The organism is Aeromonas sp. 130281 (assembly GCF_056642115.1).
On the sequence record NZ_JBWVQS010000001.1, the window covers coordinates 1,184,087 to 1,198,626 of the forward strand.

Below are 14,540 nucleotides of genomic sequence, written 5' to 3' on the forward strand. Positions count from 1 at the left end.
TAACTCGCCAGTCCTATATCACTGAAAATGATATTGCATTGAACGCGGATTAATCTCCATTCAGACGCATAGAATATTACAAGAAGCACCATATGGCACCAAAAAAAATATCGTGACATAGAGAAACTTTAGACAGTTAAAATACCCAGTGGTAAACCTGAATTATTCATCCAGGATGAATCAGGTTGCCTGAAAGAGAATTTTTCTTATAAAAAACGCCCCCCATCTTGCGATGGAGGGCGTTTTATTTTCCGGCCATTGAGCCAAAGAGGCTCAATGGTCAGCTGTTACAGGGATTCAGCGGTCGCGACCACGTTTTCCACGGTAAAGCCGAATTCCTTGAACAGCAGCTCGGCCGGGGCGGACTCACCGAAGGTGGTCATGCCGATGATCTTGCCGCCGAAGCCCACGTACTTGTACCAGTAGTCGGCGATACCCGCTTCGATGGCGACACGCTTGGTGACGCTGGACGGCAGGACGGACTCCTTGTACTCGGCAGATTGGGCGTCGAACACGTCGGTGGCCGGCAGGGAGACCACACGCACGGCGCGGCCCTTGGCGGTCAGCTGCTCATAGGCGGCCACGGCCAGCTCCACTTCGGAACCGGTGGCGATCAGGAGCAGTTCCGGGGTACCGGCGCAATCCTTCAGCACGTAGCCACCCTTGGCCACATCGGCCAGCTGCTGGGCGGTGCGGTCCATCTGGGGCAAGTTCTGACGGGAGAAGATCAGGGAGGTCGGGCCGTCGGTACGCTCGATGGCGTGCTTCCAGGCGATGGCAGACTCGACCTGGTCACAGGGGCGCCAGGTGCTCATGTTCGGGGTCAGACGCAGGGAGGCGATCTGCTCGACCGGCTGGTGAGTCGGGCCATCTTCACCCAGACCGATGGAGTCGTGGGTGTAGACGAAGATGGCGCGCTGCTTCATCAAGGCGGCCATGCGCAGGGCGTTGCGGGCGTACTCCATGAACATCAGGAAGGTGGCGCCGTAGGGGATGAAACCACCGTGCAGGGCGATGCCGTTCATGATGGCGGACATGGCGAACTCGCGCACACCGTAGTGGATGTAGTTGCCCGCCGCGCTCTCGGGAGTCAGGGACTTGGAGCCGGACCACATGGTCAGGTTGGACGGAGCCAGGTCGGCGGAACCACCCATGAACTCAGGCAGCAGCTTGCCAAAGGCTTCCAGGGCGTTCTGGGAGGCCTTGCGGGTCGCGATCTTGGCCGGGTTCGCTTGCAGGGTCTCGATGACCTTGGCGGATTCAGCGGCCCAGTTGGCAGGCAGCTCGCCAGTGGTGCGGCGCTTGAACTCGGCAGCCAGGGTCGGGTGCGCGGCTTCATAGGCGGCAAACTTGGCAGCCCAGTCGGATTCGAGCTTGGTGCCCTTTTCCTGCGCATTCCACTCGGCAGCGATCTCGGACGGGATGACGAAGGGCGCGTGATCCCACTTCAGGAAGGCACGGGCGGCGGCGATCTCGTCGTTGCCCAGCGGTGAGCCGTGGCAGTCGTGGGAGCCGGACTTGTTCGGTGAGCCGTAACCGATGATGGTGCGGCAGCAGATCAGGGTCGGCTTGCCGGTCTCGGCCTTGGCGGCCTCGATGGCGGCGTTGATGGCTTCCGGGTTGTGACCGTCAACGGCCGGGATGACGTGCCAGCCGTAGGCTTCGAAACGCTTGGGAGTGTCGTCGGTGAACCAGCCTTCCACGTGACCGTCGATGGAGATGCCGTTGTCATCCCAGAACGCGATCAGTTTGCCCAGGCCCAGAGTGCCGGCCAGGGAGCAAGCCTCGTGGGAGATGCCTTCCATCAGGCAGCCGTCGCCCATGAAGGCGTAGGTGTAGTGGTCGACGATGTCGTGACCCGGCTGGTTGAACTGCTCGGCCATGGCCTTCTCGGCGATCGCCATGCCCACGGCATTGGTGATGCCCTGACCCAGGGGGCCAGTGGTGGTTTCGATGCCAGGGGCATAACCGTACTCCGGGTGACCCGGGGTGCGAGAGTGCAGTTGGCGGAAGTTTTTCAGATCATCGATGGAGAGGTCGTAACCGGAGAGATGCAGCAGGGAGTACAGCAGCATGGAGCCGTGGCCGTTGGACAGCACGAAGCGGTCACGGTCGGCCCACTTGGGGTTGTTCGGGTTGTGCTTGAGGTGGCCACGCCACAGCACTTCGGCGATATCTGCCATTCCCATGGGGGCGCCCGGGTGACCGGAGTTGGCTTTTTGAACGGCATCCATACTCAATGCGCGAATGGCATTGGCAAGCTCTTTACGAGAAGGCATCTGTATCTCCTGCGATTGCTTCATTTGATGGCCAAGATTAAGGCGCGTTATTGTCCCAGCAGGGCGGGCGCGGTGCAAATATTATCTGGGCGAATAAAGTGGCTTTGGGAGCACAATCGCTTTTCTGGCCCGGGAAAACGATTCAATCCGCCCCCTCCCTTACCCCCATCGGGGTGGTTGCCCCCTCAGCCTTGGCCCGGGCGGGTCCAACCCCAAATAGTGCTGGCAATCACCCAGTGACCTAATTAAAATAGACGTCCAGATGTAGATACCTCTACAGACATACTGTCATTTTCCGGTTATGGCCAAGGCGATAACCCCATACGAATCGAGAACCAATCATGGCAAAGCTGTTTACTTCCGAGTCGGTCTCCGAAGGCCATCCCGATAAAATCGCCGACCAGATCTCCGATGCGGTGCTGGACGCCATCCTGGTGCAAGACACCAAGGCGCGTGTCGCCTGCGAGACCCTGGTCAAGACCGGCATGGTGATGGTGGCCGGCGAAGTAACCACCTCTGCCTGGGTCGACATCGAGCAGATCGTGCGCGACACCGTGCGCGAAATCGGTTACACCCACTCCGACATGGGCTTCGATGCCGACTCCTGCGCCGTGCTGAACGCCATCGGCAAGCAGTCCCCGGACATCAACCAGGGTGTGGATCGTACCGATCCGCTGGAGCAGGGTGCCGGTGACCAGGGCCTGATGTTCGGCTATGCCACCAACGAAACCGACGTGCTGATGCCCGCCCCCATCACCTACTCCCACCTGCTGGTGAAGCGTCAGGCCGAAGTGCGCAAGAACGGCACCCTGCCGTGGCTGCGCCCGGATGCCAAGAGCCAGCTCACCTTCGCCTACGACAGCGAAGGCAAGATCCTGGGTGTGGATGCCGTGGTGCTCTCTACCCAGCATTGCGACTCCATCAGCCACAAGGATCTGGTGGAAGCGGTGCGCGAGGAGATCATCAAGCCGGTGCTGCCGGCCGAGTGGATCAACAAGGACACCAAGTACTTCATCAACCCGACCGGCCGTTTCGTCATCGGCGGCCCCATGGGTGACTGCGGTCTGACCGGTCGCAAGATCATCGTCGACACCTACGGCGGCATGGCCCGTCACGGTGGTGGCGCCTTCTCCGGCAAGGATCCGTCCAAGGTGGACCGCTCCGCCGCCTACGCCGCCCGCTACGTGGCCAAGAACATCGTCGCCGCCGGTCTGGCTGCCCGCTGTGAAGTCCAGGTCTCCTACGCCATCGGCGTGGCCGAGCCGACCTCCATCAGCGTCGAGACCTTCGGCACCGGCAAGGTAGCCGAGGAGCTGCTGGTCAAGCTGGTGCGCGAGTTCTTCGAACTGCGTCCCTACGGCCTCATCGAGATGCTGGATCTCAAGCGTCCCATCTACCAGGCGACCGCCGCCTACGGCCACTTCGGTCGTGACGAGTTCCCCTGGGAGAAGACCGACAAGGCCGCTCTGCTGCGCGACGCCGCCGGTCTGTAAGGCTGGCCGTTGTGATAAAAGGGGAGCCTGGCTCCCCTTTTGCTTATCCGCTACCCGACGAGACCTCGATGTCAGCCACCAGAGCCCAACTCGACGCTTCCCTGCTCCAGCTGCTGCACCAGCGGGTCGACGCCTGCTTAGTGCAGGCGGAGGCACGCCTCGGCCGCCCCTTCCCACGCCCGCAGATCCACTGCAACATGCGGGGCCGGGCGGCGGGGTCGGCGCGGCTGCAAACCTGGGAGCTGCGCTTCAACCCGGCGCTCTATCAGGCCAACCAGCAGGCCTTTCTGGCCGAGGTGGTACCCCATGAGGTGGCGCACCTGCTGGTCTATGCGCTCTGGGGGGAAGGGCGCGGCAAGTCGCGGGTGCTGCCCCATGGCCGCCAGTGGCAGTCGGTGATGCGGGAGGTGTTCGGCCTCGCTCCCAACACCACCCACAGCTTCGATCTCGCCGTGCTGGCCCAGCGCACCCATGCCTACGCCTGTGCCTGCCAGCAGCATCAGCTCTCGGTGCGTCGTCACAACAAGGTGGTGCGCGGCGAGGCCCGCTATCACTGCCGCCGCTGCCGCCAGCCCCTGGTATTGCAGCCGGGGTCGTCGGCGGATTGAGTCAACCCGTGTCGCGCCCCTGTGTTAGGGTGCGCAGCTTCTTCATTCACTCGTTTCATTGCCAAGGATATTCATGTTTCGCCCTCTGATCTCCCTCTGCCTGGCCCTGCTGGTCAGTGCCCCGGCCCATGCCGAGGCCCCCCAGACCTTTCGCGCCGCCAAGCAGGATCTGAACAAGCTCTACCAGAGCCACCCCACCACCTTCTATTGCGGCTGCAACATCAAGTTCAGCGGCAAGCAGATGGCCCCGGACTGGGAGAGCTGCGGCTACCTGCCGCGCAAGCAGGCCAATCGCGCCTCTCGCATCGAGTGGGAGCACGTGGTCCCCGCCTGGGAGTTCGGCCACCAGCTCCAGTGCTGGCAGGAGGGCGGGCGCAAGAACTGCGGCAAGAGCGACGAGTTCAACAAGATGGAGGGGGACATGCACAACCTCTTCCCCGCCATCGGCGAGGTGAACGGCGATCGGGCCAACTACCGCTTCTCCGACTGGAACGGCAAGCCGAACCAGTACGGCAAGTGCCAGATGCTGGTGGACTTCAAGGATCGCCGGGTGCAGCCGCCCAAGGGGCCGGTGCGTGGCCAGATAGCCCGCGCCTACCTCTACATGGGCCAGCAGTATGGGCTGCGCCTGGCCGCCCAACAGCGTAAACTGTTCGAGGCCTGGGACAGGCAGTACCCGGCCGACCGCTGGGAGTGCGAGCGCAACAGCCGCATCGGCAAACTGCAGGGCAATACCAACCCCTTCATTGAAAAGCAGTGCCAATAGCCCCATTTGACAGGGAGGGTCACCCCTCCCATCACCCAACGCGTTCAAGCCAAGAGATTGTGATCAGCCATGCGCATTCCACGTATCTATGAACCGGCCGCCCTGCAGGTGGGCCAGACTCTCGCCCTGTCGGAAGACGGTGCCAACCACATAGGCCGGGTGCTGCGCATGCAGCCGGGTCAGCAGCTCGAGCTGTTCAACGGCGACGGCAACCAATATGCCGCCACCATCACAGGCGTCGGCAAGAAGTCGGTGGAGGTGCGCATCGACAGCTGCGAGGCCCGCTCGGTGGAATCCCCCTTCGCCATCCATCTGGGCCAGGTGATCAGCCGTGGCGACAAGATGGACTTCACCATCCAGAAATCCGTGGAGCTCGGCGTCACCTGCATCACCCCGCTCTTCTCCGAGCGCTGCGGCGTCAAGCTGCCCGCCGATCGGCTGGAGAAGAAGCGCGAGCAGTGGCAGAAGGTGGTGATCAGCGCCTGCGAGCAGTGCGGCCGCAATGTGGTGCCCGAGGTGCGCATGCCCATGGAGCTGGACGCCTGGCTGGCGGAAGAGACCCAGGAGCTCAAGCTCAACCTGCACCCGCGCGCCCCGTACAGCATCAACACCCTGCCGGTCCCCGAGCACGGGGTGCGGCTGCTGATCGGCCCGGAAGGGGGCTTGTCCAGCGACGAGATCGCCCGTACCGTGCAAGAGGATTTCAAGGAGATGCTGCTGGGGCCGCGGGTGCTGCGCACCGAAACCGCCGCCCTGACCGCCATTACGGCGCTGCAGTGCCGCTTCGGCGATCTCGCCTGAAACAGGTTTTAAAAATCTCACTCGCAATCGAGCTACCAAAAGGATATTCGGATGACCATCAAACTCGGCATAGTGATGGACCCCATCTCGGCCATCAACATCAAGAAGGACTCCAGCTTCGCCATGCTCGAAGAGGCGCAAAAGCGCGGCTACGAGCTCTTCTATCTGGAGATGAAGGATCTTTACATGCAGGCCGGACGGGCGTTTGGCACCATGCGTCCGCTCACCGTCAAGCATGACTACGCCCACTGGTTCAGCCTGGGGGAGGTGGTGGATCAGCCGCTCTCCAGCCTGGACGTGATCCTGATGCGCAAGGATCCCCCCTTCGACACCGAGTTTATCTACGCCACCTATATGCTGGAGCGGGCCGAGGACGAGGGTTGCCTCATCGTCAACAAGCCCCAGAGCCTGCGCGACGCCAACGAGAAGCTCTACACCGCCTGGTTTGCCGAGCACACCCCGACCACGCTCGTCACTCGCCGCGCCGACAAGCTGCGCGCCTTCCACGCCGAGCACAAGGACGTGATCCTGAAGCCCCTGGACGGCATGGGCGGCGCCTCCATCTTCCGCATGAAGGAAGATGACGCCAACGTGGGGGTCATCATCGAGACCCTCACCGCCCACGGCAGCCAGTACTGCATGGCCCAGACCTTCCTGCCCGCCATCAAGGACGGCGACAAGCGGGTGCTGGTGGTGGACGGCGAGCCCGTGCCCTACTGCCTGGCCCGCATTCCGGCCCAGGGAGAGACCCGTGGCAACCTGGCGGCCGGCGGCCGCGGCGAGGCGCGCCCCTTGAGCGAGGCGGACTGGGCCATCGCCCGTGCGGTGGGCCCCACCCTGAAAGAGAAGGGGCTCATCTTCGTCGGGCTCGACATCATAGGCGACCGCCTGACCGAGATTAACGTCACCAGCCCGACCTGCATCCGCGAAATCGAGGCGGCCTTCCCGGTGCATATCACCGGCATGCTGATGGATGCCATCGAGCGTCGACTGGGAAAATAACCCAGGGTGACGCCCCTTGAGGCCGTCACCCAGACAGTGACACTACAGGGGCCGACGCGGCCCCTGCTCTTTTCTGTTGCGTGACGATGTGAGCCAGCCCCGGACTTCCGGGTTTTCTGCACGAAAAAGCGGTTTTGCCCGCCGCCGTCAACTGCCATAATCACCCCAAATACCTTTGCACTCTTTGATATCTATGCAAACACTGCAAAACCATTTTCTGCTCGCCATGCCGAGCCTCACGGACGCCTACTTCGAACGCTCCCTGGTCTATCTGTGCGAGCACAGCAGCGAGGGGGCCATGGGACTGGTGGTCAATATCCCGGTGGACATGTCCCTGGACGCCATGCTGACCAAGCTCAAGCTGAGCCCGCCCGCCACCGCCGAGATGAAACAGCCGGTGCTGCAGGGGGGCCCGGTCCATGCCGATCGCGGCTTCGTGCTGCACAGCTTCAGGCCCGGCTTCAACTCCACCCTGCAGGTGAGCGACGAGATGATGGTCACCACCTCCAAGGACATCCTCGAGACCCTGGGCACGGACGAAGCCCCTGACCACTGGCTGGTGGCGCTGGGCTATGCCGGCTGGAGCGCAGGGCAGCTCGAGCAGGAGCTGGTGGATGGCGCCTGGCTGGTGATCCCCCCCAACCCCAGGCTGGTGTTCGACACCCCCATTCACCAGCGCTGGCAGCAGGCCGCCGCCAGCATAGGCGTCAATCCCCTGCATCTCTCCAGCCAGGTGGGACACAGCTGATGATGTTTGACACACAGATTCACCAGCGCTGGCAGCAGGCCATGGTCGTCATCAGCATAGGCGTCAACCCTCTGCATCTCTCCAGCCAGGTGGGGCACAGTTGATGATGTTTGACACGCACATTCACCAGCGCTGGCAGCAGGCCATTGTCGTCATCAGCATAGGCGTCAATCCCCTGCATCTCTCCAGCCAGGTGGGGCACAGTTAGATCCCTTGTAACGCTCTTTAGTTGATGCAGTTCCCATTTAGTGCCCCTCATCCCCAGCCCTTCTCCCGCGAGGGGAGAAGGGGGTAAATCGGCACGTTTCGGATATATCTGTGGCAACCTGTCAGCTAAAACGGAGTTAGCCAGATTCGAGCGAGCATAACCTCGATCGGTTCCCTCTCCCTTCGGGAGAGGGCTAGGGTGAGGGGATACGACATCTTTTTATTCATCTTTTTTCGAGGACATCCATGTCATCACGCAGCATCATGGGCTTTGACTACGGCACCAAGAGCATCGGCGTCGCCATCGGCCAGGAGCTCACGGGCACGGCCCAACCCCTTCGTTCCCTCAAGGCCAACGACGGCATTCCCAACTGGGACGAGATTGAAAAGTTGCTCAAGGAGTGGCAGCCGGATCTGCTCATCGTCGGCCTGCCGCTGAACATGGATGGCACGGATCAGGAGATCACGGTGCGGGCCCGCAAGTTCGGCAACCGCCTCCATGGCCGCTTCGGCAAGCCGGTGGAGTTCAAGGACGAGCGGCTCACCACCACGGATGCCCGCGCCCGCCTGTTCGAGCGCGGCGGCTACAAGGCGCTGGACAAGGGCAGCGTGGACGGGGTCTCCGCCCAGCTAATCGTCGAAGCCTGGATGGAAGAGCAATACGGTTGAACCCGGGGGGCCGGCCAGGCCCCCTGCATCAGGCATCTCCCACCGCCTCTCCCCCGTCCCACGGGAACAGGGCCAGTCCCTGCGCCGCCTGACCATAGAGCCGCTTCGTCTCATTGCGCAGCCACATCACCTTGGCATCCTGGTTATGGCGTTTGTGCCACAGCAGGATGAAGGCTATCTCCAGTTGTACATAGAGTGCCTCAGGGAGCGGCAGGGGCATGGCGATCAGGTTGCCGTGGTGACTGGCGGCATAGCCAGCGCAATAGGAGGGCGCCACGGCGATCAGTTCGTGACTCGACTGGGAGGCGATGTGCAGGGCCTGCTCGAAGCTCGCCACCATGATGGGCACCTCCCGCCTCTGCCCCTCATCCTCCAGCAGATCGTCCAGCGCCCAGCTGTCGCTGGCCTCCCACACCACGCTTATCTGGGGACAGGCCAGAAAGTTTTCCAGCGACCACGTCCGCCCGAGCAGGGGGTGATCCTTGCGCAGGAACACCACGGGGCGATCGGTGAACAGCACCTCGTGATCGATGTAATAGGGCAGCCGGTTGACCCTGGCCTGGGAGCGACCATGGGTCTCCCGGGCGCAGAAGCCGAGATCCGCATCCCCGTTGACGATGTCGTTGAGGGAGTGGTGATCCCACCCCAGCATCCTGACCACAGAGTGGGGGTACTTCTGGTAGATGGTCATGGGCAGCTCGCTCAGGAAGCTGATGCCAAAGGGGGACTCCATCACCAGGCTGAAGCGGGCCCCCTCGGGGATCGCCTCGCTGTTGAGAGCAGTGATGCTGCCTGTCAGCAGGAACCAGGCCTTGAGCTCCTCCTCCAGGGTCAGGGAGAGCTGGGTCGGCTGCAGCCCCTGCCGCACCCGCACCAGGAGGGGATCGTCAAACCAGTCCCGCAGCTTGGCGAGCGCCTTGCTCACCGTCGAGGGGGTGACGCAGAGCTTCTTGGCCGCCCCTGACACGCTGCGCTCCTGCATCAGGTGCTTGAAGACCACCAGCAGGTTCAAATCCAGTTCACCCAGGTTGCGCATCTTTCCTCTCCCCTTATCCCCGCGACCGCGCTTCGCGCAGCGCGAGCCATGGTAACAGCCCTTTGACGGCCAGGTAACTGAGCAGGGTCAACAGCAGGGCAGAGATCAGCATCCCGGATGGGGTAACGCCAAGCTGGCCCAGCAGCCAGATATAGAGGCCGGAGAGGCTGATCTGCATGATGCAGAGCAGGGCGCTGGCAAATGCCGCCTGGTGCCGACCCCCCCCCAGCGCCTCCCCCATCGCCACCCCGAAACCGCAGGAGAAGCCGATGCAGACCAGGGCAAAACCCGGCAGCAGCAAGCGGACGTCGTCACCCAGCTGCCAGTGGCCGAGCAGGAGGCAAACCGCCAGCAGGTAGGCCAGATGGGAGAGCGCCAACACCCTCTGCTTGCCCTGCCAGCGCAGCAGCAACGGTGTCAGGAAGGAGGCGGACATGCTCACCCCGGCCATCACCATCATCACCAGGGCGTACTGCTCGGTGGTGAAGCCAAGCCCCTGCATCAGGATCAGCGGCGAGACGCTCACATAGACCAGGATGGCGGTGACGCTGGCACTGGTCAGCAGCGAGTGCAGCATGAAGCCCGGGGAGCCCAGCAGGGCAAAGGGCCGGGTCGCGCCACTCTGCTGGCGGGCCGGACGGGTCTCCCTGAGCAGCAGCAGGTTGACCAGGCCGATGACGGCGGCTACCAGCGCCATCGCCACGAAGATCCCGCGCCAATCAAAATGCGACAGGATGAGATAACCCAGCACCGGCGCCAGCACCGGGATGACGCAGATCACCCCGTTGATCATGGAGAGCGCCATGGCCAGCCGCCCCTGGCTCAGCACATCCCGCAGCACGGTAAAGGTCATGATGTAGAGCGCCCCCGCCCCGGCCCCCTGCCAGAAGCGGCCGAGGTAGAACTGACTGATCCCCGTCGCATTGGCCGCCACCAGGGAGGCGACGACAAAGATGAGGGCGCCCCCCAGCACTACCCAGCGCCGGCCATGGCGATCCGCAATGATCCCCCCCAGCAGCACTGTGGCCGCCATGCCGAACAGGTAGATGGAGAAGGCGGTGTGGATCTGCGCCTCACTCGCCTGCAGGGTGTCGGCAATCTGGGGCACGGCCACCAGATAGAGATCGATCCCGAGCGGGTAGAGGATGATCATCAGGAAAGTGCACAGCAGGAAAATGCCCATGGATGTTCCATTGCGAAGGGCCCGCCCACTCAGACCGTCGATGGCATGAGCATGGGGGACAGGATGAATATGGGCAGCACTATAGGAGGGGGCACCGCTCGCATCGAGTGAAGAGATGGCGAACGGTAGATTCCAGTTTGGAAATCCTGTGGCGAGGGGCAGGCCATTGGAGCCATTCGCCTAGGCGTGACAGTGCCGGGCAGCACCAAAAAGTACGCCGGGCTGTCCCGGCGTACTCACCTCAATCAATGGGGCCGAACCCTCACTCCGTCAGCTTGCTCAGGATGGCGTGGGCCGCCTTGACTCGGGCCTCGTTCGGATAGTTGCGATTGGCCAGCATGACGATGCCGACGCCCTTCGCGGGCACGAAGGCCACGTAGGCACCGAAGCCGTTGGTCGCGCCTGTCTTGTTGTAGAGCCGCGCCTCCCCCGTCTTCCGGGACCCGGCAACGGGGCTGACCGGATTGGCCTTGAAGCTCACCGCCGGGGAGTTGCCCGCCAGCAGCGAAGCTTCGCTGACAGGATAGGGATAGCTCTCCCAGCCGAGCCCCTGGGTCATGGCGCCCACCGAGTAAAGCCCTTTGTGGGTCAGGGCAATCGCCTGCTGCATCGCCTCGTCGCCACCGCCTGTGATGTTGGCGCCGACAAAGGCCAGCAGATCCGCCGAGCTGGTCTTGATGCCATAGGCCTCGTCCGCCAGGACGCCCGGATTGACCCGGATGGGCTTGTCCTCTTTCGAGTAGCCATAGGCGTAGTGCCCCATGGCCGCGGCGGGCACCTTGAGATAGGTGTGTTCGAGACCGAGCCTGGGCAGCAGGGTCTGGCTCATCAGCTGCTCAAAGGGTTGCTCCAGGCTCTGGGCCGCGAGATGGCCGAACAGACCGATGCTGGGGTTGGAGTACTGGCGATGGGTGCCCGCCGGGTAGGCTGGCGTCCACTGGCGATAGTAGGCGCGCATCTTGTCGGTGGAATCCACCTCGTCGGGGAATTGCAGCGGCAGGCCACCGGCGCTATAGGTGGCGAGCTCGGCCATGGTGATGCCGTCAAAGGCGGAACCTTTGAGCCAGGGGGCGTGCTGGCTCACCCTGTCATCGAGCTGGAAGCCGCCCTTGACCACGGCGTAGGCCCCAAGCGTTGCCGTAAAGGTCTTGCTGACCGAGCCTATCTCGAACAGGGTCTGCTCGCTGACACGGGCCCCGCTCTCCCGGTTCGCCACCCCGTAGTTGAAGTAGTGGGCCTTGCCATCCTTCAGCACGGCCACCGCCATGCCCGGGATCCTGTGCTCCTTGAGCACGGGCCGGATGCTGGCATCCACCAGGGGGCGCAGGGGATCGCCCTGGGGGGCCGCCGTGGCCTGCGCCAGACCGGTCCAGAGCAGCGTGCCCGCCGTCAGCAATGTCATCCGCACCTGTTGTTGCATGGTTATTTCATCCTCTCGGTTGTTTGGGATCGCCGCACCAGCGACGAGCTGTGGGGCCAGCATAACGGGCCAAGGTGTGCTGGATGTGAAGTGGCGTGAAGTCTCATCGCTGTTGCCAAGGAGGCTCCCAGCCAGCACCCTGTGAGTCCAGCCATCCCATGCCACCGCCCCGGGCAGGCACAAGCCCATATAGAAGAGGGGAGCCCATGGCTCCCCTCTTTCATTATCCAACCGGATCAACGCAGGACTCAGGCCTGCTTGCTCTTGGGCGGGTTATCCCAGATCCCCTCTTCCAGCTGACTGCGCAGCTCGGGGTACTTGTTGGCATCGAAGGTGGGAACGCGACCCACCTTGAGCTGGTCGTTGTAGTCCTTGGCCAGCTTGATGGCAACCCCTGAGAGCAGCAGTATGGCGATCAGGTTGACGATGGCCATCAGCCCCATGGAGACATCCGCCAGGGCCCACACGGTCGGCAGCTCGCCCACGGAGCCGAACATCACCATGCCCAGCACGAACATCCGGAACAGCATCAGGCCGCCCTTGTGGTTGTGCTCGAGGAATACCAGGTTGGTCTCGGCGTAGGAGTAGTTCGCCACTATGGAGGTGAAGGCGAAGAAGAAGATGGCCGCCGCGATGAAGATGTTGCCACCGCCACCGACCTGGGAGGAGAGCGCACGCTGGGTCAGCTCGACCCCGGTCACGCCGGAGCCCGGCTCGAACTGGCCTGACATCAGTATGATGGCGGCAGTACAGGTACAGATGACTATGGTGTCGAGGAAGACCCCCAGCATCTGCACATAGCCCTGGGACGCCGGGTGCGGCGGATAGGGGGTCGCGGTCGCGGCGGCGTTGGGGGCAGAGCCCATACCGGCTTCATTGGAGAAGAGACCGCGCTTGATGCCGTTGATCATCGCCTGGGAGATGGCGTAACCCATGGCGCCGGACCCCGCCTGCTCGATGCCGAAGGCAGACTTGATGATGAGGACAAAGACCCCGGGCAGCTCGCTGATGTTCATGGCCACCACGAACAGCGCCATCAATATGTAGGCCAGCGCCATGAAGGGCACCACCAGTTCGGCGAAGCGGGCGATGCCACGGATGCCGCCGAAGATGATGAGACCGGACAGCACCACCAGAGCAAGTCCGCTGACCCAGTCAGGGATGCCGAAGGCGACGTTCATGGCCAGGCTGATGGAGTTGGCCTGCACCGCATTGAACACCAGGCCGAAGGCCAGCAGCAGACAGAGGGAGAAGACCACCCCCATCCAGCGCATGCCGAGGCCGCGTTCCATGTAGTAGGCGGGGCCGCCACGGTAGTTGCCGTCTTCGTCCTTGACCTTGTAGAGCTGGGCCAGGGTGCTTTCTACAAACGCCGTCGCCATGCCGATAAAGGCGATCAGCCACATCCAGAAGATGGCGCCCGGGCCACCCAGATAGATGGCGACGGCCACGCCAGCCAGGTTGCCGGTGCCCACACGGGCGGCCAGACTGGTACACAGGGCCTGGAAGGAGGAGATGCCGGCACTGTCGGATTTGCGGCTATTGCGCAGTACCGAGAACATGTGGCCGAAGTGGCGGATCTGGATAAACCCCAGGCGGAAAGTAAAGAAGAGTCCGACCCCGATCAGCAGGTAAATGAGCACGGCTCCCCACATCAGGTCGTTAATCATTGCAATCAAGGTGTCCATAATTCTCTCGTTGTTATCACATCCATGGTCAGTCTGCGCTGACCGCTCTCTGTCAATTTCCGAATTAGCATTGCGCCGAAGGGGCGGAATCTAGCATAGGGAGGGGATTCAGAATAGTGATTAGGTTCACTGGAAAGACAAAAAACGAGCGATTTGATGCAAAAAAGCTTCATTTAGCACGCAAATAATCAACAAAACTTGATGTGCGCTGCTACAGTCGACAAACAGGACCCGAAGGGGGCTCATCTGTCGATATGCCCATGGCGGCAAAAACAGATGCCTTGACGGTCCGCAGGAAGGCAAGCGTTTGCCTTTGATGCCGTCCAGCCAGGGGCTGATCGCGCCAAACGTTTTACACGTAATTAAATTTCAAGTAGCTGACAAGAGTATTTGTGTGACCTACTGCACAAATTGAAGAATCAACTAAAAAAGTTGCTTTTGTGCCGGCCGGCGGGCGTTGCCAAAAGATAAGCAAAAGTCGTTTTTTATCAGACACTTTCCTCCTGTCACTCCCCCCCTTCCCGCCACCTGGATGATTCACGTACAAGGCTCCCTATTGCAGGAAGTGCCACATCCGTATTAATTAGGCAGGCAGTGGCGATGGGCCACCCCCATCGTGCTTTTCTGAGCCTGAGTCGCC

General features: G+C 62.2%; 12 protein-coding genes and 1 pseudogene. 8 read left to right on the plus strand and 5 right to left on the minus strand.

What is annotated here, in order from left to right; genetic code table 11:
* Positions 1-287: 287 nt before the first annotated feature.
* Complete coding sequence (gene tkt / locus AC1IN8_RS05250; protein WP_139435601.1) at positions 288-2,279, minus strand: transketolase; 1,992 nt, start codon at positions 2,277-2,279, stop codon at positions 288-290.
* A 341-nt stretch (positions 2,280-2,620) separates the two neighbouring features.
* Here tkt and metK point away from each other — a divergent pair, with 341 nt between their 5' ends.
* From metK to ruvX, 8 genes and pseudogenes are all read left to right on the plus strand, one after another.
* A complete protein-coding gene (metK, locus tag AC1IN8_RS05255; RefSeq protein WP_005330558.1) occupies positions 2,621-3,772 on the plus strand; it encodes a methionine adenosyltransferase in 1,152 nt (383 codons plus the stop codon).
* A 68-nt stretch (positions 3,773-3,840) separates the two neighbouring features.
* Entirely contained in the window at positions 3,841-4,380 is a 540-nt protein-coding gene (locus tag AC1IN8_RS05260; RefSeq protein ID WP_265435837.1) for a SprT family zinc-dependent metalloprotease, read from the plus strand.
* A gap of 73 nt (positions 4,381-4,453) precedes the next feature.
* Positions 4,454-5,146, plus strand: a complete 693-nt coding sequence (locus tag AC1IN8_RS05265; protein ID WP_162519165.1) for an endonuclease — start codon at positions 4,454-4,456, stop codon at positions 5,144-5,146.
* A gap of 69 nt (positions 5,147-5,215) precedes the next feature.
* The gene (gene rsmE / locus AC1IN8_RS05270; protein WP_307765608.1) at positions 5,216-5,947 is read left to right on the plus strand and encodes a 16S rRNA (uracil(1498)-N(3))-methyltransferase; all 732 of its coding nucleotides are present in this window, start codon (positions 5,216-5,218) and stop codon (positions 5,945-5,947) included.
* Between the two features lie 51 nt (positions 5,948-5,998).
* Positions 5,999-6,949, plus strand: coding sequence for a glutathione synthase (gshB, locus tag AC1IN8_RS05275; RefSeq protein ID WP_025326198.1), 951 nt, complete (start codon positions 5,999-6,001; stop codon positions 6,947-6,949).
* Between the two features lie 193 nt (positions 6,950-7,142).
* The gene (locus tag AC1IN8_RS05280) at positions 7,143-7,697 is read left to right on the plus strand and encodes a YqgE/AlgH family protein (protein ID WP_139435608.1); all 555 of its coding nucleotides are present in this window, start codon (positions 7,143-7,145) and stop codon (positions 7,695-7,697) included.
* Between the two features lie 103 nt (positions 7,698-7,800).
* Positions 7,801-7,905, plus strand: a pseudogene (locus AC1IN8_RS05285) (YqgE/AlgH family protein); the annotation flags it as partial.
* A 245-nt stretch (positions 7,906-8,150) separates the two neighbouring features.
* Positions 8,151-8,573: a Holliday junction resolvase RuvX gene (gene ruvX / locus AC1IN8_RS05290; protein WP_025326196.1), complete on the plus strand. Its 423-nt coding sequence runs from the start codon at positions 8,151-8,153 to the stop codon at positions 8,571-8,573.
* A gap of 28 nt (positions 8,574-8,601) precedes the next feature.
* On the opposite strand, the gene yidZ is transcribed toward ruvX, so the two are convergent.
* From yidZ to AC1IN8_RS05310, 4 genes are all read right to left on the minus strand, one after another.
* Positions 8,602-9,609, minus strand: coding sequence for an HTH-type transcriptional regulator YidZ (yidZ, locus tag AC1IN8_RS05295; protein ID WP_479758291.1), 1,008 nt, complete (start codon positions 9,607-9,609; stop codon positions 8,602-8,604).
* A gap of 13 nt (positions 9,610-9,622) precedes the next feature.
* The gene (locus AC1IN8_RS05300) at positions 9,623-10,792 is read right to left on the minus strand and encodes an MdtL family multidrug efflux MFS transporter (RefSeq protein WP_479758293.1); all 1,170 of its coding nucleotides are present in this window, start codon (positions 10,790-10,792) and stop codon (positions 9,623-9,625) included.
* Positions 10,793-11,054: 262 nt separating this feature from the next.
* Positions 11,055-12,212, minus strand: a complete 1,158-nt coding sequence (gene ampC / locus AC1IN8_RS05305; RefSeq protein ID WP_479758295.1) for an FOX/MOX family class C beta-lactamase — start codon at positions 12,210-12,212, stop codon at positions 11,055-11,057.
* Between the two features lie 248 nt (positions 12,213-12,460).
* The gene (locus AC1IN8_RS05310; protein ID WP_139435616.1) at positions 12,461-13,900 is read right to left on the minus strand and encodes an alanine/glycine:cation symporter family protein; all 1,440 of its coding nucleotides are present in this window, start codon (positions 13,898-13,900) and stop codon (positions 12,461-12,463) included.
* Positions 13,901-14,540 lie beyond the last annotated feature (640 nt).

What these genes read in the sequence shown, in the direction of transcription:
- tkt (WP_139435601.1), bottom strand. Translation starts at nt 2,279, where the DNA reads ATGCCTTCTCGTAAAGAGCTTGCCAATGCCATTCGCGCATTGAGTATG.
- metK (WP_005330558.1), top strand. Translation starts at nt 2,621, where the DNA reads ATGGCAAAGCTGTTTACTTCCGAGTCGGTCTCCGAAGGCCATCCCGAT.
- AC1IN8_RS05260 (WP_265435837.1), top strand. Translation starts at nt 3,841, where the DNA reads ATGTCAGCCACCAGAGCCCAACTCGACGCTTCCCTGCTCCAGCTGCTG.
- AC1IN8_RS05265 (WP_162519165.1), top strand. Translation starts at nt 4,454, where the DNA reads ATGTTTCGCCCTCTGATCTCCCTCTGCCTGGCCCTGCTGGTCAGTGCC.
- rsmE (WP_307765608.1), top strand. Translation starts at nt 5,216, where the DNA reads ATGCGCATTCCACGTATCTATGAACCGGCCGCCCTGCAGGTGGGCCAG.
- gshB (WP_025326198.1), top strand. Translation starts at nt 5,999, where the DNA reads ATGACCATCAAACTCGGCATAGTGATGGACCCCATCTCGGCCATCAAC.
- AC1IN8_RS05280 (WP_139435608.1), top strand. Translation starts at nt 7,143, where the DNA reads ATGCAAACACTGCAAAACCATTTTCTGCTCGCCATGCCGAGCCTCACG.
- ruvX (WP_025326196.1), top strand. Translation starts at nt 8,151, where the DNA reads ATGTCATCACGCAGCATCATGGGCTTTGACTACGGCACCAAGAGCATC.
- yidZ (WP_479758291.1), bottom strand. Translation starts at nt 9,609, where the DNA reads ATGCGCAACCTGGGTGAACTGGATTTGAACCTGCTGGTGGTCTTCAAG.
- AC1IN8_RS05300 (WP_479758293.1), bottom strand. Translation starts at nt 10,792, where the DNA reads ATGGGCATTTTCCTGCTGTGCACTTTCCTGATGATCATCCTCTACCCG.
- ampC (WP_479758295.1), bottom strand. Translation starts at nt 12,212, where the DNA reads ATGCAACAACAGGTGCGGATGACATTGCTGACGGCGGGCACGCTGCTC.
- AC1IN8_RS05310 (WP_139435616.1), bottom strand. Translation starts at nt 13,900, where the DNA reads ATGGACACCTTGATTGCAATGATTAACGACCTGATGTGGGGAGCCGTG.